Source organism: Saccharomonospora cyanea NA-134, from assembly GCF_000244975.1.
GTDB lineage: Bacteria > Actinomycetota > Actinomycetes > Mycobacteriales > Pseudonocardiaceae > Saccharomonospora > Saccharomonospora cyanea.
On the sequence record NZ_CM001440.1, the window covers coordinates 4,138,819 to 4,163,294 of the forward strand.

Annotated in this window: 21 protein-coding genes; 3 read left to right on the plus strand and 18 right to left on the minus strand. The window is 70.5% G+C overall.

The annotated features are described in order from the left end of the window. Position 1: 1 nt before the first annotated feature. From SACCYDRAFT_RS19340 to fabG, 11 genes are read right to left on the minus strand one after another with little or no spacing between them, the layout of a single operon-like run. Positions 2–892 (minus strand): nuclear transport factor 2 family protein, encoded by an 891-nt coding sequence (locus SACCYDRAFT_RS19340; RefSeq protein WP_005458761.1) that lies wholly within the window; start codon positions 890–892, stop codon positions 2–4. After that, positions 889–1,347, minus strand: a complete 459-nt coding sequence (locus SACCYDRAFT_RS19345) for a holo-ACP synthase (RefSeq protein ID WP_005458762.1) — start codon at positions 1,345–1,347, stop codon at positions 889–891. Before SACCYDRAFT_RS19345 ends, SACCYDRAFT_RS19340 begins: the two co-directional genes overlap by 4 nt. Beyond that, positions 1,344–2,249, minus strand: a complete 906-nt coding sequence (locus SACCYDRAFT_RS19350; RefSeq protein WP_005458763.1) for an ACP S-malonyltransferase — start codon at positions 2,247–2,249, stop codon at positions 1,344–1,346. The genes SACCYDRAFT_RS19345 and SACCYDRAFT_RS19350 overlap by 4 nt, the downstream gene beginning before the upstream one ends. Positions 2,250–2,268: 19 nt before the next feature. Then, on the minus strand, positions 2,269–3,150 hold the full coding sequence (locus tag SACCYDRAFT_RS19355) for an alpha/beta fold hydrolase (RefSeq protein WP_005458764.1): 882 nt from the start codon (positions 3,148–3,150) through the stop codon (positions 2,269–2,271). After that, positions 3,147–4,391, minus strand: coding sequence for an NAD(P)/FAD-dependent oxidoreductase (locus tag SACCYDRAFT_RS19360; RefSeq protein WP_005458766.1), 1,245 nt, complete (start codon positions 4,389–4,391; stop codon positions 3,147–3,149). Before SACCYDRAFT_RS19360 ends, SACCYDRAFT_RS19355 begins: the two co-directional genes overlap by 4 nt. Then, positions 4,388–5,113 (minus strand): nitroreductase family protein, encoded by a 726-nt coding sequence (locus SACCYDRAFT_RS19365; protein ID WP_005458767.1) that lies wholly within the window; start codon positions 5,111–5,113, stop codon positions 4,388–4,390. The genes SACCYDRAFT_RS19360 and SACCYDRAFT_RS19365 overlap by 4 nt, the downstream gene beginning before the upstream one ends. Then, complete coding sequence (locus SACCYDRAFT_RS19370; RefSeq protein WP_005458769.1) at positions 5,110–7,374, minus strand: beta-ketoacyl-[acyl-carrier-protein] synthase family protein; 2,265 nt, start codon at positions 7,372–7,374, stop codon at positions 5,110–5,112. Before SACCYDRAFT_RS19370 ends, SACCYDRAFT_RS19365 begins: the two co-directional genes overlap by 4 nt. Before the next feature lie 27 nt (positions 7,375–7,401). Then, positions 7,402–8,481, minus strand: coding sequence for an aminomethyltransferase family protein (locus tag SACCYDRAFT_RS19375; RefSeq protein ID WP_005458770.1), 1,080 nt, complete (start codon positions 8,479–8,481; stop codon positions 7,402–7,404). Between the two features lie 6 nt (positions 8,482–8,487). Next, on the minus strand, positions 8,488–8,967 hold the full coding sequence (fabZ, locus tag SACCYDRAFT_RS19380; protein WP_005458771.1) for a 3-hydroxyacyl-ACP dehydratase FabZ: 480 nt from the start codon (positions 8,965–8,967) through the stop codon (positions 8,488–8,490). Next, positions 8,964–9,278, minus strand: coding sequence for an acyl carrier protein (locus tag SACCYDRAFT_RS19385; protein WP_005458772.1), 315 nt, complete (start codon positions 9,276–9,278; stop codon positions 8,964–8,966). The genes fabZ and SACCYDRAFT_RS19385 overlap by 4 nt, the downstream gene beginning before the upstream one ends. A gap of 23 nt (positions 9,279–9,301) precedes the next feature. Next, positions 9,302–10,048, minus strand: coding sequence for a 3-oxoacyl-ACP reductase FabG (fabG, locus tag SACCYDRAFT_RS19390; RefSeq protein WP_005458773.1), 747 nt, complete (start codon positions 10,046–10,048; stop codon positions 9,302–9,304). Positions 10,049–10,193: 145 nt separating this feature from the next. Here fabG and SACCYDRAFT_RS19395 point away from each other — a divergent pair, with 145 nt between their 5' ends. Further along, a complete protein-coding gene (locus SACCYDRAFT_RS19395; protein WP_005458774.1) occupies positions 10,194–11,816 on the plus strand; it encodes an FAD-dependent monooxygenase in 1,623 nt (540 codons plus the stop codon). Here SACCYDRAFT_RS19395 and SACCYDRAFT_RS19400 read toward each other — a convergent pair. Both SACCYDRAFT_RS19400 and SACCYDRAFT_RS19405 read right to left on the minus strand, forming a co-directional pair. Next, positions 11,800–13,281 carry an AfsR/SARP family transcriptional regulator gene (locus SACCYDRAFT_RS19400; protein ID WP_232283705.1) on the minus strand — a complete coding sequence of 494 codons (1,482 nt, stop codon included), beginning with the start codon at positions 13,279–13,281 and terminating at the stop codon, positions 11,800–11,802. The two genes, SACCYDRAFT_RS19395 and SACCYDRAFT_RS19400, sit on opposite strands and share 17 nt — an antisense overlap. 11 nt (positions 13,282–13,292) lie before the next feature. Then, positions 13,293–14,510 carry a macrolide family glycosyltransferase gene (locus tag SACCYDRAFT_RS19405; protein WP_005458776.1) on the minus strand — a complete coding sequence of 406 codons (1,218 nt, stop codon included), beginning with the start codon at positions 14,508–14,510 and terminating at the stop codon, positions 13,293–13,295. 291 nt (positions 14,511–14,801) lie between these two features. Between SACCYDRAFT_RS19405 and SACCYDRAFT_RS19410 the strand changes: the two genes are divergently transcribed. Both SACCYDRAFT_RS19410 and SACCYDRAFT_RS19415 read left to right on the plus strand, forming a co-directional pair. Then, positions 14,802–15,911, plus strand: coding sequence for a DegT/DnrJ/EryC1/StrS family aminotransferase (locus SACCYDRAFT_RS19410; RefSeq protein WP_005458778.1), 1,110 nt, complete (start codon positions 14,802–14,804; stop codon positions 15,909–15,911). A 48-nt stretch (positions 15,912–15,959) separates the two neighbouring features. After that, on the plus strand, positions 15,960–16,613 hold the full coding sequence (locus tag SACCYDRAFT_RS19415) for a class I SAM-dependent methyltransferase (RefSeq protein ID WP_005458779.1): 654 nt from the start codon (positions 15,960–15,962) through the stop codon (positions 16,611–16,613). Positions 16,614–16,646: 33 nt separating this feature from the next. Here SACCYDRAFT_RS19415 and SACCYDRAFT_RS19420 read toward each other — a convergent pair whose 3' ends face one another. From SACCYDRAFT_RS19420 to prfA, 5 genes are all read right to left on the minus strand, one after another. After that, positions 16,647–18,083, minus strand: coding sequence for an NDP-hexose 2,3-dehydratase family protein (locus SACCYDRAFT_RS19420; RefSeq protein ID WP_005458780.1), 1,437 nt, complete (start codon positions 18,081–18,083; stop codon positions 16,647–16,649). Positions 18,084–18,218: 135 nt separating this feature from the next. Beyond that, the gene (locus tag SACCYDRAFT_RS19425; protein WP_005458781.1) at positions 18,219–19,229 is read right to left on the minus strand and encodes an NAD-dependent epimerase/dehydratase family protein; all 1,011 of its coding nucleotides are present in this window, start codon (positions 19,227–19,229) and stop codon (positions 18,219–18,221) included. Then, a complete protein-coding gene (locus SACCYDRAFT_RS19430) occupies positions 19,193–20,437 on the minus strand; it encodes a class I SAM-dependent methyltransferase (protein ID WP_005458782.1) in 1,245 nt (414 codons plus the stop codon). The genes SACCYDRAFT_RS19425 and SACCYDRAFT_RS19430 overlap by 37 nt, the downstream gene beginning before the upstream one ends. Positions 20,438–20,471: 34 nt before the next feature. Next, positions 20,472–23,120: an AAA family ATPase gene (locus SACCYDRAFT_RS19435; protein ID WP_005458783.1), complete on the minus strand. Its 2,649-nt coding sequence runs from the start codon at positions 23,118–23,120 to the stop codon at positions 20,472–20,474. A gap of 229 nt (positions 23,121–23,349) precedes the next feature. Then, on the minus strand, positions 23,350–24,426 hold the full coding sequence (gene prfA, locus SACCYDRAFT_RS19440; protein WP_043536689.1) for a peptide chain release factor 1: 1,077 nt from the start codon (positions 24,424–24,426) through the stop codon (positions 23,350–23,352). Positions 24,427–24,476: the final 50 nt, after the last annotated feature.

Sequence of the window (24,476 nt, forward strand, 5' to 3'; positions counted from 1 at the left end):
CTCACTCCTCGCTTCGGGGGAACAGGGGGCTGGGCGGAGGCGTCCACCCGCAGTCGCACGACGCGCCGTCGGCCCCAGCGGCATCGGGGGGCGCGGAGACCATCGTGTCGCAGGAGGGACACCGCACGTAGAGGCTGTCGCGTTCGAGTTGCCACACACTGGTGTAGGCGCCGGTGCACAGACCGCCCCGGAAGAACCTGCGCATGGCACGCTGGTGCGGCCTCGCGTGCACGGCACGGACGGCGGCGAGCGAGTCGAACGCGCTGAGGGTGTACTTCCGGTCGCCGATCTCGAAGATCGCCGCGCCGAGGAAGCCCTTGGTGGTGCTCAGTGATCTGACCACTTCGGTGCTGAGCAGCGTGACGTCGGCGCCCTCCTCCTCGTCCCGGACGTCGAGCCAGGTCAGGGTGAACGCGGCGGGCCGGGTGGCGCGGTCGGTGCCGGAGCGGAAACTCGTGCCGTACTGCAACTCCCGGGTGGGTGGGGGCAGGAACCGGGCGCTGTGGCCGAGCGAGTCGGCGACGTCAAGACGGTCGTAGTAGCGCCGCGCGTGGACCTGCCCCGCCACGAGGGTGAGCACGTCACAACCCCGCACGCCGGTCACCGCGGCATCGCCCCCGGTGACCGGGATGCCGAGGTAGGACGCGCGCTGCGGGGCGGAGAGCGTCCACGTGATCACGGCGGTGGACCCGGCGTCGGCGACGGACTCCACCTCCAGCGTCCACTTCGGAAACCGCAGGAACACCGTGTCGAGGTGGTGCCTCAACGCCTCGCCCGTCACCGGCTCGGGAGTGTCGGGATCGGCGAAGGACGTGACCACGGCGGCCACCTCCTCGGCACTACCGTCCCGCCACGCCGACACCCAGCTTCGCGCGGTCTCCGTGAGGTTCATCCGTTCCCGTCCTCGTCATTCTCGGGGCCGTCCTCGGGCAGTGGCGCGGACGCCAGCGCCACGGCGAGCGCCAACCCCGCCGCATGGCTGATCGACACCCCGACGCGCGTGCCCGGCTCCACCCGGCCACGCAGCGCCCCTCGAAGTCGCACGCCGGGCGGGTGTCCGTGCAGGCACGCCGCCGTGCGGCCGCAGAGCGGTGACGGGCGGGGAAGGATCTCCACCTCGCCGAGCCGTCCGGCGGCCGGGTCCCCGTCCACCCCCAGCAACCGCAGTACGGCGTACTTGGCGGCGAGCCGTCCCGCCCAGTGCTGGACGGTCCGGCCCCTGCTCGAACGCACGCGCTCGGCGTGGGTGAAGACCGCCTCCAGCGGCAGCGGGTCCACCAGCGCGTCCGGCGTGCTGATCCCGCCGAACGGCACGGCCGCGCTTCCCCACGGCGTCCCGTACGTCATGTCGCGGTCCTCCCCGCCAACGCGCGCAGCGCGGTGGGTGCCGACATGCTGACGCAGCGGACACCCTCGGTGCGCAGCATTCCCGTCAGCGCCTTACTGTCGCCCACCTCGACACACTGGTCCACGCCGGACAGTGCGCGCATGGTCGACGTCCACCGGACCCTCCCGGTGAGCTGCCCGATCAGGGCGTCGACGATCGTGGGGAGGTCGGTGGTCGGCTCGGCGGTGACGTTGGGGATCACGGGGATCTCCGGTGGCCGCATGGGTGCCGAGCGCACCGCCTCGGCCCAGCCGTCCACCGCACCCGCCATCAACGGCGAGTGGAAGGCGTTGCTCACCTTCAGCGGCACGATCTTGCGGGCGTCGGCCGCCGCCGCCGTGAACCGTTCGATCGCCCGCGCCGAGCCCGACACCACGGTCTGGTCGGCCGTGTTCTCCAGGCCCACCACCAGGGGCTCGTCCGGCGCGGCCACCTGCGCGGCGAGCTGCTCGACCCGTTCCACCGGCAGGCCCAGCACCGAGGCCATCGCGCCGGTCTCCGCGAGCTCGGACATCAGCCGGGACCGGGCGGCCACCAGCCGGATCGTCGTGTCGACGTCCAGCACTCCCGCGGCGCACAGGGCGCTGAGCTCACCGACGCTGTGTCCCGCCACGACGTCCGGGGTGTGCCCCCGGTCCCGCAGCACCGAGAGCGCGGCGAGGTTGCACGCCGTCACGGCGGGCTGGGCGTGCGCGGTGTCCACCAGCAGAGGCAGCGGACCCCGCGCGCACAACGGGCTGATCGGTTCCGGCAACAGCTCGTCCACCCGCCGCACCACCGCGCCGCCGACGGGGTCACGCCGCAGCCAGCCGCCCATGCCGACCCGTACGGTGCCCTGGCCGGGGAACACGAAACCGATCACCACGTCCTCCGCTCCCGGGTCAGAGCCTGCGCCTGCGGGTCGGCATCGTCGCGGGCTTCTCGGTGCCGAGGAAGCCCGTCAGCAACTTCGTGGTCAGCTCCGGCTGGTCGAGCGGAATCCAGTGGCTGGAGTTCTCGACGCGCTCGTAGCGCCACGGGCCCTTGACGAACTTCGCCGAGCCGGTCATGCCCTCCTCCAACATGGCCTGGTCCCCCGTGGACCACACCCCCAGCGTCGGAGCGAGCACGGGCGGGAAGTTCCGTTCCACGCGCAGCTCGGCCTCGGGCGACCGGTTGGCCCGGTACCAGTTCAGCGCCGCCGTCAGCGCACCCGGCTTCGCGAGCTCCCGGGGGTAGCGCTGGTAGTCGCCCTCGGTGCCCATGATCTCCTTGAACAACCGCCAGCCGTTGCGCCGCAACAGTTGTTCGCTCACCCCGGGGAACTGGTAGAAGAGCATGTACCAGCTCGCCCTGCGCTGCTCGATCGTCGGCGTCGAGAAGACGCCCGGGTGACCCACCGAGAACACCGCGAGGTGGTCGACCCGGCGGGGCATGAGGAACGCGTACATCCACGCGATGGCCGCGCCCCAGTCGTGCCCGACGAGGTGGGCCTTGGAGATGCCGAGGTGCTGTGTCAGACCCACGACGTCGTTGACGATCGTGCGCATGTCGTAGGCCTCGATCTCCTGCGGCTTGCCGGACTCGCCGAACCCGCGCAGGTCGGGTGCGATGACCCGGAAACCGGCCTCCACCAGCGGATCGATCTGGTGGCGCCACAGGTAGTGGGAGTCGGGGAAGCCGTGCAGCAGCACGACGGGGTCTCCCTCGCCCTTGTCCACGTAGGCCAGGTCCACCCCGTTGACGTGGACCGAGTCGGTGAGCAGTGTCTGTCTGGCGATCATGCGGTCTCCCTGAACAGGCGCTCCGCGAAGAACTCGCTGAAGCCGAACTCCGGAACTTGCTCCGGCGGAACCATGTTGAGCAGGCCGAGCACCTGGGCTGCGGGGTTCTCGGCCATGAGCTTGCGGGCACGGCGTCGGCGTTCCGTCGCCTCGGGTCCGAACTCGCACTGCAACTTCGCGATGATCGACGCCCCGAACACCAGCCGCTTCATGCGGGCCTCGCGTTCGGTCAGGTACGGCTCGAACGCCTCGGGTGACCAGTCGCTCTCGGACAGCAGGATGTCGCACACGACCCGGACGTCGCGCAGCGCGCAGGACAGTCCCGTGCCGAGCACCGTGTCCGCGTTGCCCGCCTCGTCACCGACGAGCACCGCGCCCTCCGCGACGATGGACTGCTCCGGCCGCAGCGTCATCGAAGGCCACACCTTGAGCGGGCCGATCGGCTTCGCGGCGGCGTAGACGGACTTGCCGCCGTCCGGCAGGGAGTCCAGCTCGAAGTCGGCGAGGAAGCGTTCCACTCCCCCGGCGCCGCGGTACCGGTGCTTGTTGTGCGTGGGGAAGTTGATGTACAGCCGGGCCCGGCCGTCGCCCTGGGGGAAGACCATGAAGTTCTTCTCGCCCTCGGTGCCCATCGCCTGGACGTCCATCGGCCAGTCGTCGAGCCCCTCGACCCGCACACCACCGCCCCAGTGGTGCACGGCCGTCCTCATCGAGACACCGATCTGCCTGCCCACCCTGCCGCCACGACCGGTCGCCCCGATGATCATCCGCGCGCGGACCTCGTGGGGCTCGCCGTCGAGCTGGTAGCGCACGGAGGGCTCCCGGCCCGCCGTCACCTCACAGCGCTGCGCGCCCATCACGACCTTCGCCCCCGAGTCGGCCGCCTGCTCGGCCATCGCCTCGCACACCGTGTGATGCGGGAATCCCAGCGGGCCGCCGACACCGGGTACGAAGTGCGTCATGTCGACGGTCTCCGCCTCGTCCGGAGCCACCACCTCGTCCCACTGGGTCCACTCGCGGATCTCCCAGCCACCACCGAACGCGATGGCCTCGTCCACACCGAGTCGCTGTGCCTCCTGCATGCCCCACGGCGCGAACCACTCGCCGCGGACGATGTCGGTGTAGGACTCCTGTTTTTCGAGCAACACCACCGACAGTCCGTTCGCGCTCAGGTAGGCGGCGGCCGCCGTACCCGCCATGCCGCCACCCACGATGACGACGTCGGTGTCTTCCACACTCATGCCTGCCACCTCTCCCAACTCGTGCGCGACTTCGCCGGATACCGCTTGGCGGGAGCGAAGTCGGTGCCGACCGTGTACGCCACGGGCACCATGCACACCTGTGTCACCCCGGCCGGGATGCCGAGCAGCTCGCCGACGCGCCGCTCGAACGGAAGGTGCATGCACGTGATCGTGCTGCCCAGTCCTCGGCTACGGAGCGCGAGCTGGAACGACCAGACGGCGGGGAAGATCGAGCCGTAGAAGATGCTGGCCCGCATGGCACCGATGCGGACGTCGTCGCGGGCCGTCGCCGCGTCGTCGGCCCGCGACCGCAGCCACTCGGTGTCGATCGCGCCGATGTCCGGTGGCCTGCCCAGCACGCACGGGACGACGAGTACCGGCACCCTCGCGATGTCGCGGGCCAGCTGTGCGGCCGAGTCGTTGTTGCGCTGCGCCTGACGGCTGTTGCGTCGCCGCCCCGACGCGGTCCAGACCTCCTTCTGGTGGAAGCGCCACGAGATGTCGAACAGCTCCGCGAGCTGTTCCTTCACCGACGTCTCGGTGATGACGACCCAGCGCCAGTTCTGCTGGTTGTTGGCCGTGGGCGCCTGCACGGCGACCTCCAGCGCCTCCTCGATCACCTCCCGGGGCACGGGCCGCTCGAAGTCCAGCCTGCGCCGCACCGAACGCGTGGTGGTGAGCAGGCGGTCGGTTTCGAGCACGTCGAAAGGTGCCGACGTCATACCGCCCCCAGCAGTGTCACGCCGCGCACGGACCCCGGTGCGGAACTGAGCACCAGCGCGGTCCGCACACTCGCGACCGCGTCGGGTTTCGTGAGGTAGTCGCCGAGCGTTCCGACGCGAGGACTCGCCAGGTCCACGAGTGCGGGTGCGACGCCGTCGCGCACCGCCAGCGCCCCCAGGGCGAGGTTCAGGGCCCCGGTCGCCGAACGCAGGTCACCTGTCAGTCCCGCCGACGCGGTGAGCGGTCCACCCGGTGCGGCGGAGAGGACGGCGCGGGCCTCCGAGGCGTCGTCCTCGCCGCCCAAGGCGGACCCGACCACGAGGTCGGCGCCCTCGCCCGCCACGGCGGCGATGCCGCGCTCGACGAGTGTCGCCTCGTCATCACCGACCACCGAGGTGTGGGACGAGCCCAGCACCCTGGCGTACGGGGTGGCGCCGCGCGCGGCCGCGTGCTCGGCCGACTCCACCACCAGACACACCGCACCGGACGCCGTCGCCACGGCGGCGGAGTCCGCGTCGTACGGGGTCACCGTGGTTGGGGCGGACGCACCCTCCACCGCCTCGTCCGCGGCCACCACCAGCACCACCTCGGCCTTGCCGCAGCGGATGGCCTCCATCGCGCAGTCCAGGGCGATCGAAGCCGACGCGTTGCCGTTGCAGATCGTGGTCGTGACACCGCGCAGCCCCAGGGTCTGGCACACCGCGCCGCCGGTCGCGTTCAGCACCACGTTGGAGAAACTCAGCACAGCCGGCTTGTTCGGGTTGGCCAGCACGCTCTCGTCGAACCCCAGGGTGCTCTCCACCGACCCCGCGGCGGTGGCGAAGACGACGCCGACGTTCTCCAGCGCCGACCTGCCGAGCTTCAACCGCGCGTCCTCCCACGCCAGCCGCGAGGCGGCGATCGCCATGCGCGACAGGTGGTTCATGTGCCGCCACAGTGAGCGCGGCGCGAACGTCCGGCCGTCCAGCACGGGTTCGGCGCCGACGGCGGTGCGGCCCTCGGCGAGTGCCCGCGCGAGCTGGTCGACCCCCGTGCCGAGACCGAGCACGGGCCCGATTCCGGTGATCACGGCTTCCTTGGCCGGCAGTTCGGTGTACTCGCGCTCCGGTTCCGGTTTGCGCAGCACGAGCGAGGCGTTGTTGCCGCCGAACGCGTAGTTGTTGGACACGACGACGTCCATCGGCAGCGCTCGCGACGTGTTGGGCACGAAGTCCAACGTCGCCGAGGCGACGGCCTCGTCGGTGAACCCGATGGTGGGTGGCGCGGCCCCGTGCCGGAGCGCGAGCACGCTCGCCACCGCCTCCACCGCTCCCGCCGCACCGAGGGTGTGGCCGATGAAGGACTTGATGCTGCTGGTCGGCACCGCCCCCGCACGCTCGCCGAAGACGGTGCGCATGACCTTCTTCTCCATCGCGTCGTTGGCCGGCGTTCCCGTGCCGTGTCCGTTGACGTAGTCGACGTCGTCGGTGGTCAGTCCCGCGTCGGCCAACGCCCGCCGCACCGCGCTGACCCCGCCGCGTCCCGTGGGGTCGGGGGCGGTGGCGTGGTAGGCGTCGGCGGACAGCCCGTATCCCGCCACCTCGGCGAGCGGCTCGGCGCCGCGCGCGAGTGCCCGGTCGAGTGGCTCCACCACCAGGAACGCCGCACCCTCACCCAGGTTCAGCCCGTCGGAACGGCTGTAGGGCGCGCACGGCCGTGAGCTGAGCGCCTGAAGCCCCGCGAAACCCGCGTACGTGCCGAACAGCAGCGGGTCCACGCCACCGGCCAGCACGACGTCGGCCTCACCGGTGAGGATCTTGTCCTTCGCCAGGCCGACGGCGTTGCCTCCCGCCGCGCACGCCGTGGACACCAGGATGCGGGGGCCACCCGCACCGAGGCGCCTTCCCACCGTGTCGGCGGTGGCGTGCATCGGTTGGTAGGCCCCCACTCCGTCGGGCGTGGCCTGGCACTTGCCCAGCACCAACCCGAACCGTTCGGCGGGAACCTCGTCGAGGCGCGCGTGTGCCACGGCCTGGCGCGCCGCGGCCAGTGCCAGCCGGGCTGTCCGGTCGAGACGGTGGTCCGCCTCGGGCAACTGCCCGTCGATCCACTCGTCCGGCACCTGGCCCGCGAAGCGGGCCTCGAACGCGGAGAACCGCTCGTCGCGCACGGCGGTGATGCCGGACTCGCCCGCCATGAGCCGCCGCCAGAACTCGTCCGCGTCACGGCCCACCGCACAGATCACCCCGACCCCGGTGATGACGACAGGGCGCAGCACCATGTTCGCTCCTCACTCGCCTCGCGGCGATCAGATGATCGGGGTGCTCCAGCTCTTCGGCGTGATGTACGGGCTCGTCAGCGTGGTCACCTCGGCGTCACCGACCGACAGCGTCAGCCCCGCCGCGGCCAGCTCGGGAGCGACCCTGGCCAGCCCGAGGGTGGTGCCGAGCGCGATGCTGCGGGCTGCGTGGACGACTTCGCCGACCTGCTCTCCGTCGACCGTCACCGGCGTACCGGGCTCGGGCACCGAGTCCCCGCCGGAGAAGCCGATCGTGCGCCGCTTGGCGGGCGCGTTGAACGCGGCCAGCACCGCGTCCCTGCCGAGGAATTCCTCCTTGGTGATGTCCACGAGCCAGTTCGCGCCCATCTCGATGATGTCCGCGCCGGTCGCCTCGTGGCGCACGACGGGCTGACGCACCTCGAGCATCGCGAGCTCCAGAGCCTCGTACCCGGCGGGCAGGGCCTGCTCGACGGCTTTGCTCCACAGCTTCTCCACCGAGGTGGCCGAGGCGATGACCTTGTAGCCGTACTCGGCCGTCGACCCGGTGCGCGCGAAGACGATGTCCTCGCCGTCCCACGTCGTGTCGACCACGGACTCGAACGGCAGCGCCGCCAACTCGCCGTCGATGAGTCTGCCGACCACGCCCCACGCGTAAGGGCCTTCCAGCGCGAGCACGACCAGCTCGCCGGTGCGGTCGGTGATCGTCACATCGTCGCCCGCCTGCGCCCGCAGGTGTTCCAGCAGGAGTGCACCGTTACCGACCGAGCTCTCCAGCAGCAGCCCGTCCTCCCGGCCCCACACCACGACCTCGTCCACGACGGAACCCTCGGCGTCGAGCACGAGGCTCGTCATGCAACGCTCGGCCGTCAGGTACTCGACGTCCCGCGCGAGCACCCGCTGCGCGTACTCCACCGCACCGTCGCCCGTGATCTCGATCAACCGCGCGCCGGAGAGGTCGAACACGGCGGCGCGGTTGCGGATCGCGTCGTACTCCTGCTCCAGAGTCGAGTAACGCAGGGTCGCGGTGGCCTCACCGACGGTGCCGTACACCGTGCCTTCCGGATGCGCCGAACGCAGCGGCGAGGTCAGGGTTGGCGTGTCATTCACGGGTTTTCAGACCTTTCCGTTCGAACTGGTAGCGGCCGGGTCGGCGATCGTGATCGATCCTTCGGCGACGACGGCGCCGTCCACCCTGGCGTTGACCTTGTACTCGCAGAAGCCGCGGCCACCCGCGGTGCGTTCCGAAGTCAGCAGCAGCGAGTCCCCCGGCCTCACCGGACGCCGGAACCTCATCGAACGCACCCCGGCCAGGTAACCGATGGGACCCGCCCCAGCGAGCGCGAAGACCACTCCGGACAGTTGTGCCAGCGCCTCGGCGACCAGCACGCCGGGGAACACGGCGTCGGCCGGGAAGTGCCCCTGGAACCACGGCTCCGTGGCGGTGACGTTCTTGGTTCCGACTCCCCTGACACCGGGTTCGACCCGCTCGACCCGGTCGAGCAGGAGCATCGGCCACCGGTGCGGCAGGATCTGTCGAATGCGGTCGTTGTCCAGGCCCGTCAGGGTGGCGGTCGGCTCGCTCGTGGTCGTCATGCCGCGCGCTCGCCCGCCCCGGGTTCCGTCTTCGGCAGGTCGGGGTTGACGTACTCGGCCAACCGCGAGACCGAACCGAACACGGACATGTCGCTGTCGTAGAGCGCCACGCCGAACTCGGCCTCGATGGCGACGTAGAGTTCGAGCACGTCGAGGCTGTCGAGTTCGAGGCCCCTGCCGAACAGCGGCTGGTCGTCGGTGATCCACTCCGGTTCGATCGGCAGGTCGAGCCGCGACACGATCATTTTCTTGATCTGGGCGCAGGTCTGCTGTCGTGCGGCTGCGGCGGCACGGAGTTCGTCGATGGTCACAATCTCCTCCGAAGGTGCTGTGCTCAGCCGAGACCGCCGCCGTTGGCGACGAACGTCTCGCTGGTGATGTAGGAAGCCCGATCCGAGGCCAAAAAGGTCACCAGGTGGGCGATCTCCTCGGGCCGGCCCATCCGGCCGAGCCGGATACGCGAGGCGTAGTTCTCCCGCAGCTTCGTGGGAATCATCCTGGTCATATCGGTCTCGACGAAGCCGGGGGCGACCACGTTGACCCGCACCCCGTAGGGCGCGGCCTCGTACGACAACGCCTTGCTGAACGCGATGATCGCGCCCTTGGAGGCGACGTAGTTGGTCTGGCCGGGGAAACCGCCGTCGAGCCCGCTGGCCGAGCTGAGGGTCACGATGGAACCACGGCGCTGGTGCTGCATGATGCGCAGTGCCTCACGGCACGCGAAGAACGTGCCCTTCATGTTGATGCCCATCGTCTCGTCGAACAGGTCACTGCTCATCGCCACGAGGTGCTTGTCGCGGGTGACTCCCGCACTGGTCACGAGGACGTCGAGCCTGCCGTGCTCCGAGCGCAACGACCGGAACATCTCGCGGACGGCGCCCTCGTCGGTGACGTCGGCCCGGATGGTCGACGCCGACCCCCCGTTCGACTCGATCCGTGCGACCAGTTCCTTGGCCGCCTCCTCCGAACGGGAGTAGTTGATCACCACGTGGTTCCCGTTGGCGGCGAGGTCGAGCGCCACCGCCCGACCGATTCCACGGGACCCACCGGTGACCAGAGCGACCGAGCCTGCTGCGAACATCCGCGACTCCACAAGGGTTTCCGGCGCTTGTCGGACTGCGCCCGTCGGCGTGCCGGCCCAACGTACTGAATCGGGATTTCACCGACTTATCACGCGAATATCAGCACCTTGACCGGGGTTCTCGCGGTGCTTCACGCTCAAGCGCATGGCTGACCTCGAGGTGGACGTCCTCATCGTCGGCGGAGGGCCCGTCGGCCTCACCGCGTCACTGGAGTGTTCCCGGCACGGACTGACCTCGTTGCTGGTCGAACGGCACGAGAGCACGTCGATCTTTCCCAAGGCACGGCTCGTGTCCACCCGCACGATGGAGCTGGTCCGCGCGTGGGGGCTGCAGGACGAGGTGGAGCGCCTCGGGTTGCCCAGGGAGGAGAGCCTCGCCGTCGGCGTGGGCAGTTCGCTGACCGCGCCGGACTTCCATCGCGAGGTCGCTCCCATCGTGGAGGACGCGCCGCAGAGCCCGACCTACACCTACATCTGCGCGCAGGACAAGTTCGAGGTCGTCCTCAAACGCACGGCCGAGTCGATGCCCGGCGCGGACGTCCGGTTCGCCACCACGATGACGTCTCTGACGCAGGACTCCGACGGGGTGTCCGCCGTGGTCGAGTCGGCGGCAGGCACGTTCACGGTCCGCGCCGCCTACGCGGTGGCCGCCGACGGAGCACGCAGCGGTGTCCGGCAGCGGCTCGGCATCGGGGTGGAGGGCCCGCCCCCGCTCGGACACATGATCAGCATCATGTTCGACGCCGACCTCGTTCCCCTGCTGCACGACCGGATGTGCGCGCTGTACTTCCTCAGAAGCACCATCCCGTGCGCCGTCGAAGCCGTCGACAACCAACGCCGCTGGATCGTCCAGACCGGGTACGACCCCGAGGAGGGCGGCAGCGCGGCGGACTTCACGCCGGAGTTCTGCGTTCACCTGGTGCGGGAGGCGGTCGGGGTGCCCGACCTGGACGTGGAGCTGGTGGGCATCATGCCGTGGCTCCAACAGGCCGTGACGGCCGAGCGGTTCCGTGACGGGCGGATCTTCCTCGCGGGCGACGCGGCGCACGTGTCCACCCCGCAGGGCGGGTTCGGCATGAACTGCGGCATCCAGGACGCGCACAACCTCGTGTGGAAGCTCGCCGCCGTGCTGAAGGGGCTCGCGGGCGAGGGACTGCTCGACACCTACTCCGCCGAACGGCATCCCGTCGGACAGCGCACGGTCGCCGAGAGCCTCGACAACGCGTTGATCACCTTCCGCATGATGGAGGGTGAGCTGACGATGAAGGAGGCCATCGCACTACAGGCGGGCAGGAGACGCAGTGAGGGTCTGGTGCTCGGGTTCCACTACGAGTCGGCCGCGGTGGTTCCGGACGGCACCCGGCCGCCCGAACCGGACGATCCCTACCGCACCTACGTCGCGACGGCCCGGCCCGGCCACCGCGCCCCGCACGTCGTGGTGAGTCGCAACGGCACGAACATGTCCACTCTGGACTTGATGGGCACGGGTTTCACCCTGTTCACCCCTGACGGGAGCGGCTGGGCGAAGGCGGCGGAGGAGGCCGGCACCCGCACCGGCGTGCACGTCGTGCCCATCGAGGTCTCCCCGAGGGCGGGCGGAAACGTCGCCGTCACCGCACCACGGTGGGCCGAGGTCTACGGAGTGAGCCCGACGGGAGCGGTGCTGGTCCGGCCGGACGGTCACGTGGCCTGGCGGGTCGCCGACGGCACGGCGAGCGCGGAGGTCCTCGTGGAGGTCCTGGACACCGTCCTCACGCGGACACCGTAGGGGACTGCACGCGGAGTACCGGAGGCGCGGGCGAGTTCAGCCCCGCCGCGGCACGCCGGAGCAGCACCGGGTTCCCACCTGCCATGCCCGCGATGCGCACAGCGTCCCGCGACTGCCGGTCGACCCAGTCCTCACCCAACAGCAGGGCGAGCAACTCGCGTGACTCTCCCGGCGGCAGCGGGCCGAGCACGCTGCGCCGTGCTCCCTGCCGCACGACCAGGTCGCTCAGCGGATCGCGGCTGGTGACGAGCACCCGGCAGTCGGAGCATCCCGGTAGCAGCGGCAACACCTGGGCCACGTCGACGGCGTCGTCGAGCACCACGAGAAGCCTCTTGCGGGCGACCGTGCTGCGGTAGAGGGCGACCTTCTCGGCGAGGTCGCCCGGCACGGACTGCGGTGCCACGCCCAGTGCGTGCAGGAAACGGTCGAGGACCGCGGACGTGGGCACCGGCCTCCCACTCGGGTCGCGCAGATCGGCGAACAACTGGCCGTGCGGGAACCGCTCCGCCCGCTGGTGTGCCCACCGCAGCGCGAGAGCCGTCTTGCCCACGTCGCCCGGCCCGCACAACACCATCGTGCCGGGGGCGTCCGGGTGGTCGGCGAGTGCCTCGTCGAGAGCCCGCAGCTCCTGTCCCCGGCCCGCGAAGGGCACCGGTTGCCTCGGCAGTTGCGAGGGAATGGTGGACGCCGGCGCGACAGGAAGGGACAGTGGCACGGGGGAAGGCGACAGCGCGGGAGCGTCCCGCAGGATGCGCTCGTGAAGTTCCCGCAGCTCGGGGCCGGGTTCGAGCCCGATCTGCTCCACCAGGACACGGCGGGCGTCCTGGTAGGTCCGCAACGCCTCCGCCCGCCGTCCCGAGCGGTACTGGGCGAGCATGAGCTGCGCCCTCGCGCGTTCCCGCAGTGGCTGCTCCGCCACCACGGCGGACAACTCGGCGACGATACGGTCGTGCCTGCCGAGCTGGAGTTCGAGCTCCGCACACGTCTCCACGGCGTCGAGGCGGGCCTCGTGGAGCCGGTGCGCTTCGACACGCATGCCCGGCAGGTTCTCGAACGGCATACCCCGCCACAGGCCCAGCGCCTCGCGTAGCAGTGCCACGGCGGCAAGCCGGTCGCCCGCGGCGGCCTTCGCCGCGGCGCGCGCGGTCAGTGACCCGAACCGGAGCCAGTCCGCCGCGTTCTCCTCCAGCCGGATGAGATAGCCGGGGCTCGCGGTGCCGATGGCCTTGTCCAGTCCCACGACGCTGAGCGCGCGGCGCAGCCGGGACACGCAGATGGCCACCTGGCTGCGCGCGCTGGCGGGAGGCTCGCCACCCCAGACGGCACCGATGAGCCGGTCGACGCTGACCACCCGGTTCGCATCCAGTACGAGACTGGCCAGAACGGCCCGTTCGCGGGCCCCTCCGACCCGGATCTCCCGCTCCGCCCGCATGACGCGGACGGGGCCCATGATCTGGATCTGCACCGGGCCGACCATCAGTGTCCCCGCGCCAGGTGGTCCTCGATGCGTTCCGCTGCGCGGGCCGCGCCTCCGGCCTCGGCCACCGCCTTGCTCATCCGCTCGGCCGCCTCGGCCGCGGCCCGGTCGGCCAGCACCGAGCGGACGGCCTCGGCGAGCACCTCCGGGGTGATGTCGGCCGGGTCGATCACCACGCCGAGTCCGAGTTCGCCGATCCGCCACCCGGTGGGCCGGTCCAGCGCGGAGGTGGGGACGCACACCAGCGGTGTGCCCGCGCGCAACGCCTCCATCACCGTGCCCATGCCTCCGTGGGTGACGCACAGGGCCGCGTGTTCGAGCACGGTCACGTGCGGTACCCAGCGGTGCACCTCGACGTTCGGCGGAAGCGCACCGAGGCTCTCCGGGTCGGTCCCCTCCGCCACGGTCAGCACCGCGTGCCACGGCCGGCCCCGGAACGCCTCGACACACGCGCGGAAGATCTCCTCGTGTTCGTTGAACACGGCGCCGAGTGACACCAGCACGACGGGTTCCTCACCGCCGGGCGGAGTCCACTCCCCGAGGAAGTCACGGTCGCCCACGCACGGCCCGACGAACGTGAACCGCTCGTCGAAGCTGTCCCCCTCGTACTGGAACTCGCGGGGAATCGTCACGAGACTGCACTCGGGGACCTCGAACCAGAGTTCGTGCGGCGGGGTGTCCACACCGTGGGCGTGGCTCAGCTCGCCGATCCGGCGCATCGTCGTGCCGACCCACTCGGGCAGCTCCGCCGGCTTCTCGGTGGCGGGGCCGTCGCCGCCCGCGTCGTTGTACATGGCGTTGAGGTAGGAGAACTTCTCGTTCGACGCGAAGAACGGGATGAGCTGCACCGAGGGAACTCCCCAGCGCCGCGAGAGGATCCGGCCCGCGTAGAGCACCGACGTGTCGTAAACGACGCCGGCCACCTCACCGATGCCCTCCACTTCGGACACGGCTGTGTGGAGCATCGCCGCGCTCTCGTCCAGCAGCACGGAGAGCAGGTACCCGGGATCCTCGGCGAGGCGGGTGAAGTCGGCGTCCCGGTAGTGGGAGTCGTACGCCAGCACGGTCGCGCCCGTGGCAGCGACGATGTCACGCATGCTGGGCGCCGTCAGGTACAGCACCTCGTGACCTCGGCGCACCAGCTCGGCCACCATGGCCAGGCTCGGAATGACGTGCCCGTGGTCGGGATGGCACAGAAACAGGATCTTGCGTGGCATGTCGGCTCCCACCGGGGATCGGACTCGGCGGCACGGGAACGCAGCGGATCACGCGCTGATCAGGCACTACGGCCGCCGCCGACAACGTAAAGCCGACACGAGGCGACCGAAACCCCTACCCGCTCCCCTATCCCCCACGGAGGTGTCCGATACGCGGAACGGAGCAGTGGCGCCGCCCCTGGCAGGGCCGGTCCGCCCTCCTCACCCGCCGGATTAGGGGTTACCCCTATGGCCTCGCCCGTACCTATGCTGGCGGCAAACCGCGCGAGCCGAAGGGCGACAGGGACGACGATGCCAACGCTGGTCTGGGACTACCTGCACGAATACCACGACGAGCACGACGACATCCTCGACGCGGTGGAGACGGTGTTCTCGTCGGGCCGGCTCGTCCTCGGACGGAGCGTTTCGTCGTTCGAGGCGGAGTTCGCGGACTACCACGGCGTCTCCCACTGCGTCGGCGTCGACAACGGCACCAACGCGATCCGGCTCGCGCTCCAGGCCATGGGCATCGGCAGGGGCGACGAGGTGATCACCGTGTCGAACACGGCGGCGCCCACGGTCGTGGCGATCGACGCCGTCGGCGCCACCCCGGTCTTCGTCGACGTCGACCCCGACACCTACCTGATGAACGTCGAGCAGGTCGAGGCGGCGATCACGGCCAGGACGCGGTGTCTGCTGCCCGTCCACCTCTACGGGCAGTGCGTCGACATGGCACCGCTGCGCGAGTTGGCCGACAGGCACGGCCTGCTCGTCCTGGAGGACTGCGCCCAGGCTCACGGCGCCCGTCACCACGGCAGGGTGGCCGGGTCCATGGGCACGGCGGCGGCGTTCTCCTTCTACCCCACGAAGGTGCTGGGCGCCTACGGTGACGGGGGCGCGACGATCACCGACGACGCCACCGTCGACGCCAACCTCCGCCGTCACCGCTACTACGGGATGGAGCAGCGGTACTACGTCGTCGAGACGCCGGGGCACAACTGCAGGCTCGACGAGGTGCAGGCCGAGATCCTGCGGCGCAAGCTGCGCAGGCTCGACGGCTACGTCAAGGGCAGGCAGGCCGTCGCCGACCGTTACGCCGAGGCGTTGTCCGACACCGAGCTCGTGCTGCCGACCACCGCCGAGGGCAACACGCACGTGTACTACGTGTACGTCGTGCGTCATCCCCGCCGTGACGAGATCCTCGAAGCCCTGAAGGCCCACGACATCCAGCTCAACGTCAGCTACCCGTGGCCGGTGCACACGATGACGGGCTTCGCCCACCTCGGCTACGCAGAAGGCAGCCTGCCGGTCACGGAGGCGGTGGCGAAGGAGATCTTCTCCCTGCCGATGTACCCGTCGCTGCCCCGCGAAACGCAGGACCGCGTGATCGACGCGCTCAGGTCGGTGCTGGCCACGGTCTAGTAGCGGTCCTGCGGGCAGTCGGCGGGCTCGACCCGCTAGTGTCCTCGCGTGACCGAGCCCTCACTCCAGACGACAGCGGAGGCCTACGACGCCGTCGCCGTCCTCTACGCCGAATTCGCTCGCGACGCATTCGACGCCTTTCCCCTGGATCGCGCCGTGCTCGCCGCCTTCGCCGAACTCGTGCGGACCACCGGTTCCGGAACCGTCGCCGAGCTGGGCTGCGGCCCCGGCCAGACCACCGCGCACCTGCGGGATCTGGGGCTCGACGTCTTCGGCGTCGACCTGTCGCCAGTGATGATCGAGCTGGCCCGTGAGGCCTACCCGGACCTGCGGTTCGAACACGGTTCCATGGACGCTCTCGACCTCGCCGACGGAGCGCTCCACGGCATCGTGTCGTGGTATTCGATCATCCACACCCCACCGCGTGACCTGCCCTCGTACTTCGCCGAGTTCCGCCGCGTACTCGCGCCCGGCGGCCACCTCCTGCTCGCCTTCTTCGAGTCGGAGGGCGGACCGCTCACGACGTTCGACCACAAGGTGACGACGGCCTACCGGTGGCCGATCGACGACCTCGCGGAGCTGGCGGGCGAAGCGGGGTTCACCGAGATCGGCAGGATGCTGCGGGAACCGGGCGAGGGGGAACGGTACCGCCGGGGTCACCTGCTGATGCGCCTGGCGGGCGTGACCGGGGCGAACGAATAGCGTCGGGGCTGTCAGGGAGCTGTCGGCGGCCGGTCACGTCACGGCCAGGCTCCGCAGGCACAGCAGCAGGCTGCGCGCCTGGATGTTGACGTAGAAACTGTGCCGCAACAGCTCGTCGTACTGGGACAGCGTCAGCCAGCGGTAGTCGGGGTCGTCGGCGGCGACGTCCGCGTCGGTCTCCACGATCACGTACCGGTTCTGCGCCCCCAGGAACCGGCCGCCCTCCTCGGACAGCACCGTGTCGAACCGGATCCGCTCCGAGCGCAGCACCTCGTCGAGGAACCGGGGACGCGCCGCGTCGGGAAGCACGTCGTAGTTCTCGGGAGTGCACTGCACGGTGGGGGCGAGCTCGACGACGTCGGCGTAGCCGGGCTCGGTCCTCGCGTGGGTGAGCACGTGCAGCACACCGTCGATCGTCCTGACGAGGAAGGCGATCACGCCCGTGCCCACCGGCTCGATCATCGGCTGTGACCACGCACCGACCTCCCGGCCCTCGGCCTTCACGTGCACGCCGACGACGGAGAAGAAGCGACCGCTGCGGTGGGAGATCACACCGTCCTCTGTGCACCACCCAGCGAGTTCCCGCAGCGGGGTGCGTTCCACCCGCAGCTCGGTGCGGGTCCTGGCCTCGGTGATCCAGCTCAGCACCTCGTCGGTGGTGTGCACGGACGGTGCGGCGGGGTCGGCGGAGCGCGCCAACGCCGCGAGGAAGTCGTCGCCCGGCCGTGAGGCGACGGCTTCCGACCAGTACGCACCCCCACCCGGCAGGCAGGCCAGCACCGTCCGGGTGTCCATGTTCACGAGGTCCGGCACGCTGAGCAGTTCGGCGAGCTGGCGAAGCGTCAGCCAGCAGAACCCGTCGACGGCCTCGACGTCGTCCCCGACCTCCACCACCATGTTGCGGTTGCGTTTGCGGTAGAACCAGGCGCCCTGTTCCGACTGCCGGATGTCCACGAGCACCCCGCGCCCGGCGGGTTCGCGGAAGTACTCCAGGTACGGGATCGCTCGTCCCCTGTGCACTCCCGTGTAGTTGCTGCGGGTCGCCTGCACCGTCGGCGACAGCTGCAGCCCGCCCCCCGGGTTGCCCGGCTCCTGTTTGGCCTGGATCAGGCAGTGCAGTACCCCGTCGATCTCCTTCACCAGGATTCCGAGAATGCCGATCTCGGGTTGGTTGATGATCGGTTGCCGCCACGACGGCACGACGGCGTCGGCTCGCTCCACGGTCACCGCCTCGACGCTGAAGAACCGTCCGGTGTGGTGGCGCAGGAATCCCGTGTCCGGTTCCCGCACCCAACCGGCCAGCTCGTCGAGCCCGGCCCGCTGCGTCTCCATCCAGGTGTGCCGCGACAACCCCGCGAGCCAGTCGTGCACCGCGGCCGTGCCGGGAAGGTGGGAACCCGGCGCAAGCAGCGAGTCGGTCAGGCGGGACGCGGCTTCACCGCGCGACGGGGGGCGAAAGGGAGCGACCACCGAGCGACTCCTTCGGCAGGACTGGCGTTTCCGCGATGCCGGTGATCGACCGTGGTGGGCCCCGCGGCCGACACAGCCGCCGGCACCGGCAAGCTTCGTCGCGCGCGTTTCCGGTGGTCAACCACAGCCCTACCCCTAATTCCCGGAATAGGGGTCGCTCGCCCGGCCCTCCCGGGCCGCCACGGCCGCGACGGTCGCGTCGATTCCGTCGGCCAGACCGACCGCGGCGCGCCATCCGGTCGCCGCCGTGAACGCCGTGGAATCGGCGACCAGGCTGCGCACGTCCATCGCGGTGGCCTGCTGCGGCGGCGGCACGGACACCACCGGCACCGGTGGCCGTCCGGTGTGGGCGGCCACGGACGCCGCTATCCGATCGAACAGCTCGCGCACCCCGACGCCACGTCCGGAGCCCAGCAGCCAGTGCCGTCCCGCGAGTCGACGGGCGTCGACGACGGCGTGGACGAACGCGTTCGCGACGTCGTCGACGAAGACGAGGTCCCGCTCCATCGCACCGTCACCCCACACCGTCAGCGGCACTCCCGCCAGTGCCCTGCGGACCATCGCGGTCACCACGCCACGGTCGAGCGCGACCGGCGCGGGTCCGTAGACCGTGGGCAATCGCAGGCTGACGCCGCCGCCGTCGAGCACCACGCGTTCGGCCGCCAGTTTCTGCCGGTCGTACTCGGTGGTCGGCTCGTCCGGTTCCGTGCCGTCGATGCGGTCGCGCGCCCCGGAACCGACCTGCGACGTCGACCCGGCGAACACCACCACGCATCCCGCCGTCACGGAAGCGAGCACCGAACGCACGACGGAGACGTTCACCCGTGCCGCCGCGGCGGCTTCGTGCTCACCGACCCGGTACGTGCCACCGCCCGTGTACAGCACGAGCGGCAGCACCACGTCCGCGTCCGCGATCACCTCGGCCACCCGGCCGGGCTCGGTCAGATCGGCGGCCACCCCCTCGACGTCGGCGCAGGGGGCACGGCCGCTCGACGACACCGACCGCACTGTCGCGCCCACCGCCGCGAACCGCGCGGCCACGGCCGAACCGATGAAACCCGAGCCGCCGAGCACGACCACGCGGGTCCCCGCGGGCAGGGACCCCACCGTCAGACCACGTGCACGTTCGGCACGTACCGGATCCATCGGCCACCCGCCTCCCGGAACGCCCGCTCCTTGGCCATGATCTCGTCAGCGTGGTTCCACGCGAACAGCAACGCGTACGGCGGGTAGTCCTCGGCGAACGCCTCCGGTGGCCGCACCGGGATGTGCGCGCCCGGCGTGAGCTTGTGCTGCTTCGCCGGAGTGGTGTCGCACACGAACTCCACCAACTCCGGCCCGATACCGCAGAAGTTCGTCACCGTGGCGCTCTTCGCGGTAGCGCCGTAACCCACGATGCGGTGGCCCTCCGCACGCAGGCGGGTCAGAAGCTCCACCAGGTCGTCCCTGACGGCGCGTACCCGGTCGGCGAAGCCCTCCAGCACGGCGAGTTCACCGAGGCCGGTGCGGCGTTCCTCGGCGAGCAACTCGGCGACCGCCGAGGAGCGCCTGCGCGCTCCGGGACGCGCGAGTGTGTAACGGACCTCGCCGCCGTGCACGGGAAGGCGTTCCACGTCGACCAGTTCGAGGTCGTGCCTGCGGGCCATCTCGTCGACGGAGCTCGCGCTGAAGAAGAAGAAATGCTCGTCGTAGATCTGGTCGAAGGACGTGCGCTCGACGATGTCACCGAGATAGGGGTCCTCGAACACGAACACGCCGTTCGGCTTCAACAGTGCCGTGACTCCCCGCAGGATCGAGGACATGTACGGGATGTGGCACAGGGTGTTGGCCGCGTAGACGACGTCGGCCCGGCCCTCGGTGTCGGCGATGTCGAGGGCCGTGGCCTCCTCGAAGAAGTCCTTCCGCACCCGAACGCCCTCCCCGGCCGCCAGGTCGGCCACGGCGCCCGAAGGTTCCACCCCCAGGTGCCGGACCCCCGCGTCGGCCACGGTCTTCAGCATGGTGCCGTCGTTGCAACCCAGCTCGACGATGAACGAGTCCTCTCCGGACAACTCCGTCGCGAGGAACCTCTCGGCCAGCGAGCGGAAGTGCTCGCGCATCACCGCCGAGCCGCGCGACAGGTACGGATAGTCCTCGTGGAACATCTCCTCGCGCGGTACCTCCTCCGTCAACTGCACCATGCCGCACGTTCCGCACAGGCCGACCGCGAGCCGGAAGGTGAACTCCTCCGTCACGTCGGCGGGGTCGCGGAACGCGTCCGACAGGGGCTGGGTGCCGAAGTCGAGGAACTCGGCGACCGCGGCACCGCAGATCCGGCAGTGGGGTGCGGCGGGTTCGTGGGGTTCGGGTGCCATGGACGTTCTCCGTTTCGTGGTTCGCGAACAGGACTCAGGCACCCGTGCCGTAGACGTCGACGGGAATGCCCAGTTCTCGCGGGAGTTCGGCACGGCCCTTCACTCCCAGCTTTCGGTACACCCGGGTGAGGTGCTGTTCGACCGTGCTCACCGTGATGTAGAGCAGGGCGCTGATCTCGCGGTTGGTGTGTCCGGTCGCGGCGAGCTCGGCGACCTTTCGTTCGGAGTCGCTCAACGTCGACACCCCTGAGGACCCGTGCGGCGAACACGCCGGGATGTCCTGAGGTGCCGAGTGGTCGGCGGGGACCGGCCCGCCGTGGGAGAGCAGGTCGAGTCGGTGCCGCGCCTTCGCGAGCTCCTGGCCGTCGCCGGAGGCCTTCAACAGCTCGACCGACTCCCTCAACAGGCCGATACGGTCATGCGGAGCGCTCAACTCGGCCAGGATGCGCAACGCGATGCCCCGGGTCCGGCGGCCGACCTTCGGCCTCGTGAGCTGCTCGGTGACGAGGTCACGTGCGGCGTCGTGCCTGCCGAGCGCGATGTTGGCCTCCGCGAGGTCGAGCCTCCACGGCGCCACCAACGGCAGGTCCGATCCCCACTTCTCCATCTTCAGACCACAGTGCTGGAAGTCGCTGATGGCGGCGAGCGCACGGCCGCGCGCAAGCTGGGCGTGTCCCCGGGCGTGCAGGTAGAACAGGCCGATGACGTTGTCGAACATCGCCTCGGGAACCGGCAGCCGCAGCAGTTCCTCCAGCAGGTGCGTCTCCCCGAGTTCCGCGAGAGCGGTGAGCAGCACGGCGGCGGGGTAGCCGATCAACACGCCCCAGCTCTGCGTCGGCAACAGCCTCAGCGCGGACTCGGCGAGCCGGAAGGCCGTCGCCGGATCCCCCCGCCGCAAGGTCAGGTGGGCCCGCACGACCTCGAAGAACGCCTGCCACGTCCGCACGCCACCCTTGAGGGCCTCGTCGATCACCCGGCCGCACCAGTGCGCGGCGGCTCCGACGTCCCCCGCGAAGACCAGCACCAGAAGCGCGGTGGCGACCACTTCCGGTGCCATCTCACCGGGACGGCTGCTCTTGAGGACGTGCTCCGCCGCGGCCACCGCCCGCCGGTCGAACTTCGTGGTCCAGAACTGTCCGAGCGCACGCCCGGCCTCGGCCCACGGGTCGGAGCCCGACGGCACCATCGCCAGCCCGCCCGCGTACCCCACGCCCACGCCGTGGAACTGGCAGACGATCCTCAACTCCGCCGCCGACTGGACGTCGAGGAGGTCGGGGTTCTCCCGGCACACTCCCAGCACGCGGTCGACCGTGGTGTGGTCACCGGTCCACAGGGCGTGCCACAGCAGGACCACCACGTCCCGGCCGTGCAACCGGCCTGCCCACATCGCCGTGCGCAGCGGTTCGAGGTGCGCGGCCGACGCCGACGGGTTGATCCGCCACAGCGCGCGCACGAGCATCCGGCTCACGTCGAGGTGTTGCGACCCGGTAGCCGCGGCCAGCGCGAGTTCCAGGCACCGGATCGCGGCGTCGACGTCGTCGGCCGACAGCGCCTGTTCGGCCGCGACCCGCAGCACGTCGACCGCCCAGGGGGCGTACTCGGCATCGATCCGGCCGAGCGCGAGCAGGTGTGCCGCGACCGTGGTGGCGTCGTCGCCACGGCGGTAGAGCACCTCGGCCGCCCGACCGTGCAACGCGGAACGTTCGTCGGTGGAGAGGCTGTGCAACACCGCCGCTCGCGCACCGGGATGCCGGAACCGGGTGTCCAGCACCAGCCCCGACGTACCCAGAAACGCCACGAGTTGCCTCGCGACCTCGGTGGTGACCGCCGCGAGCCGTGCGACGAGGTCCACGGAGCAGTCGTCGCCGAGCACCGCCATCGCCTGGGCGACAGCCGTGATCGACGGCTCCCAGCGGTGCAGCGCCGCGAGCACCGAACCGACGGCGGCGGGTCCGAGCCCTTCCTCGTCGGCGGCGTGGCCCGTGGCGAGGTCGTCGATCATCGCGCGCACCAGCATCACGTTGCCGCCGCTCCACCGGAGCCACAGTGGCGCGAGCCGCGAGGCCGTCGCGGAATCGGTGTGCTCCGCGAGTAGCGCGGCGATCCCCGACTCGCTCAGGGGACCGAGCCAGATCCGGCGGGTCGGCCTCTGGTCGACCTCCGCGTGCAGCCGCATCGACAGGGGGTGGGAGTGGTCCCACTTGCCGAGGACCAGCAGGATCCGCGCCGAGGACACCCTCCGGCGCAGTTGGAGCAGGAACCGCTGGGACAGACAGTCGGCGAACTGCACGTCGTCGATGCTGACCACGACCGGCCGCCTGCACGACAGCTCCAGCAACTCCGCACACAGCTCGTGGAGCAGGCGAGCGCTCGACCGGTGCTCGGGTACCTGCCCGACGCAGGGCTTGATCAGCTCGGCGAGCCGGTCGGCGACCTCGGGCGGCAGGCCGGAACTGTGCGCGAGCTGGTCCAGTACCCCTGCGGGCAGCGACTGCTCGCTCCACGCCCCGCCCGCGGACAACACCAGCGCTCCGGCCTCACCGGCATGATCGGTGAACCGCTGCAACAGTTCGGTCTTCCCACTACCGAGCCCGCCGGTGACCAACGCGAGCCCGCCCCGGCCTTCCACGCAACCGGCCAGCAACGCGGTGAGCTCGCCGAAGGCGGCTCTGTGGTCCGGCATCCACACCCCCTGCTCGGTGTCACGACAGACCTTCTCCGACCACCGGTATGGGGGTTATAACACGGACCGCGCCCTGTCGAGGGCTCCCTGAAAAAGGTCAAAAGCGGCACTGAGAAACGGCGGATCCGCGGGAGACCACTTACGACACACCGAGCCGGTCGAACCGACTACCGGGCTCTCGGCGCGGCTGCCACCGTCAGCCCGACCACGAACGGTTGGGAACAGTCGCTCAGGCGCCCGACTGGGCCTGCGCCATGCGCTCCTCGCGGTCGGCGGCGCGCAGCGCGTCCAGCACACCCGTCAGCTCGCCGTCCAGCACCTGGTCCAGGTTGTAGGCCTTGTAGTTGACGCGGTGGTCGGAGATCCGGTTCTCGGGGAAGTTGTAGGTGCGCACGCGCTCGGAGCGGTCCACCGTCCGCACCTGCGAGCGGCGGGCGTCGGCGGCCTTCGCCGCGGCCTCCTCCTCCGCCAGCGCCTGCAACCGTGCCTGCAGCACCTGGATGGCGCGCGCCCGGTTCTGGATCTGCGACTTCTCGTTCTGGCACGACACCACGATGCCGGTGGGCAGGTGGGTGACCCGGACCGCCGAATCGGTGGTGTTCACGCTCTGCCCGCCCGGCCCTGACGACCGGAACACGTCGATGCGCAGGTCGTTGGGGTCGATCTCGACCTCGACCTCCTCCGGCTCGGGGTAGATCAACACCCCCGCCGCCGAGGTGTGGATGCGGCCCTGCGACTCGGTGGCGGGCACCCGCTGCACGCGGTGCACCCCGCCCTCGAACTTCAGGCGGGCCCACACACCGTCGACGTCCGTGCCCTTGCTCTTGATGGCCACGGTCACGTCCTTGTAGCCGCCGAGGTCCGAGGCCGTGGCGTCGAGGATCTCCGTCGACCAGCCCTGCCGTTCGGCGAACCGCAGGTACATGCGCAGCAGGTCACCGGCGAACAGCGCGGACTCCTCGCCGCCCTCACCGGACTTGATCTCCATGACGGCGTCCGAACCGTCGTACGGGTCGCGGGGCAGCAGCAGCTCCGTCAGCCGCGCCTCCAGCGCCGGGAGCCGCTCGGCCAGCCCCTGGGCCTCTTCGGCGAACGTCTCGTCCTCCGCGGCCAACTCCCTGGCCGCGACCAGGTCCGAGCGGGTGGACTCCAGCTCCCTGACCGTCTTGACGACGGGTGACAACTCCGCGTAGCGGCGTCCCAGCTTGCGGGCACGAGCCTGATCGGCATGCACTGCCGGGTCCGCCAACTGCTCTTCGAGCTCGGCGTACTCGTCGAGCAATCCTCGCAGTGATTCCGACTCCACGGCCTTACCTCTCTCGAACGCCTTCCTCGCGGACCCCAGGCACTGTGAAA